Annotated in this window: 3 protein-coding genes; all 3 read left to right on the plus strand. The window is 54.4% G+C overall.

The window, feature by feature from the left end; all coding sequences use genetic code 11:
• The coding region (gene tnpA, locus SJI19_RS24550; RefSeq protein WP_323480853.1) for an IS66 family insertion sequence element accessory protein TnpA at window positions 1–291 on the plus strand (291 nt) is incomplete at its 5' end.
• The gene (tnpB, locus tag SJI19_RS24555) at window positions 291–659 is read left to right on the plus strand and encodes an IS66 family insertion sequence element accessory protein TnpB (protein ID WP_323480854.1); all 369 of its coding nucleotides are present in this window, start codon (window positions 291–293) and stop codon (window positions 657–659) included. The genes tnpA and tnpB, both read left to right, overlap by 1 nt.
• Window positions 660–704: 45 nt before the next feature.
• On the plus strand, window positions 705–1,873 hold a 1,169-nt coding region (tnpC, locus tag SJI19_RS24560; protein WP_323480855.1), incomplete at its 3' end, for an IS66 family transposase.

The raw sequence follows: 1,873 nt of genomic DNA on the forward strand, positions 1-1,873 counted from the left end.
GCCGAGCATTGGCGCGAACAGATCACTGCCTGGCAAGCATCCGGTCTTTCTGGCCAGGTTTTCTGTCAACAACAGCAACTGACATATCACCAGTTTGTTTACTGGCGGCAAAAATATTGCACCGATAACCCGACCCAAGCGCGTGCCCCAGGGTTTGCCAAAGTCACCGCCGACATCACCCACGCCGACACCCCAACCGAACTGACACTCTCATTGCCAAATGGCCTGGTGATCACCGGTCTTAATAACAGCAATGTGACCTTGTTGGGCGCTATTCTCAGGCAACTCTGATGCGTAACCGTGACTTACGCCCGGCGCTGGCGATGCCGCAGATTTATCTTTATCGCGCACCCATCGACTTTCGCAAACAGGTCAACGGGCTGGCGGCGCTGATAGAACAGGAACTGGGGCATAATCCCTTTTCCGGGGCGCTGTATGCTTTCACTAACCGCCAGCGCAATAAAATCAAATGTCTGATGTGGGAAGACAATGGTTTTGTCCTCTATTACAAGGCGCTGGCAGAGGAGAAATTCAAGTGGCCCAGTTTGGCCGATGACCTGTTGCTCCTGAGCGGGGAGCAGATTAACTGGTTGCTGGATGGTTATGATATCAGCGTGCTTCACGGGCATAAAAAACTGCATTATGATGGCGTTAATTAGTCGAAATAAGCAGCATCAGGTAGCTGTTTTTGTTATAATTTAGCCATGAAAACGCCCATTTCCCCGCCAGCCGAAAACCCAGACAACCGCAGTTTATCTGCGGTTGAATTGCTGGCGCAGGTCGAGGAACTTCAGCAACAGCTTCAACATCGCGAATGTTATATCGCCCTACTCGAAGAGCTGCTCCGCCTCAAAAAAGCCCAACAGTTTGCCGCCAGCAGTGAGCGGCATACTGACCAGATTGCCTTGTTCGATGAAGCCGAACTGGACGTGGCAATGGAGTCCTTGTTGGCTCAACTGCCGGATGACGTATCGCCGCCCCCACCGCCGTCTGGCACCCAAAAACGCCAACGCGGTTTCTCCGCCAACCTGCTGCGTGAACGTGTGGAGTTGTGCCTGTCCGACGAAGAAAAAGCCGGCGCCCGCGCCACCTTCTTCAGCAAGGTTAAAGAAGAGCTGGCGTTTATTCCCGCCCAATTAAAAGTCATCGAATACTGGCAGGAAAAAGCGGTGTTTGACCGCGATGGCGAGGAGTTTATCGTGGCGGCCCGCCGCCCGGTCCATCCGCTGGGTAAATGTTTTGCTACCACCGCCTTGCTGGCCTATATCATCGTGGCCAAATATGCCGATGGGCTGCCGCTGTACCGTTTGGAAAACATGCTTGCCCGCAGTGGCCACCCGGTAAGCCGCACCAATATGGCCCACTGGATCATCCGGCTGGACAAGGTATTTACCCCGCTGCTGGCCCGGCTGCGTGACGTACAAAACAGCAGCCGTTACCTGCAAATGGATGAAACCCGCATCCAGGTACTGAAAGAAGCAGGCAAAACCGCCCAATCGGACAAATGGATGTGGGTGATACGCGGTGGCCCACCCGATAAACCCTCAGTGCTGTTTGAGTATGATCCGAGCCGCGCCGGTAGTGTTCCCGTGCGCCTGTTGGCGGGATTCACGGGTATTTTGCAAACCGATGGTTATGCCGGTTATGACGCGGTGTGCCGTGAAAACAATCTGGTGCGTATCGGCTGCTGGGATCATGCCCGGCGCAAATATATTGAAGCGGGCAAAGCGGTCCCCAAGGGCGCAAAATCGGCCAAAGGCAAACCCACTAAAGCGGATGTGGCGCTGGGCTACATCGGTAAACTGTATGGCATTGAACGGAGCCTGCAGGGGCGCAGTGCAACGGATAAATATCAGGCTCGCCAGCAACATAG

Source organism: Acerihabitans sp. TG2, assembly GCF_035013185.1.
Lineage (GTDB): Bacteria > Pseudomonadota > Gammaproteobacteria > Enterobacterales > Enterobacteriaceae > Acerihabitans.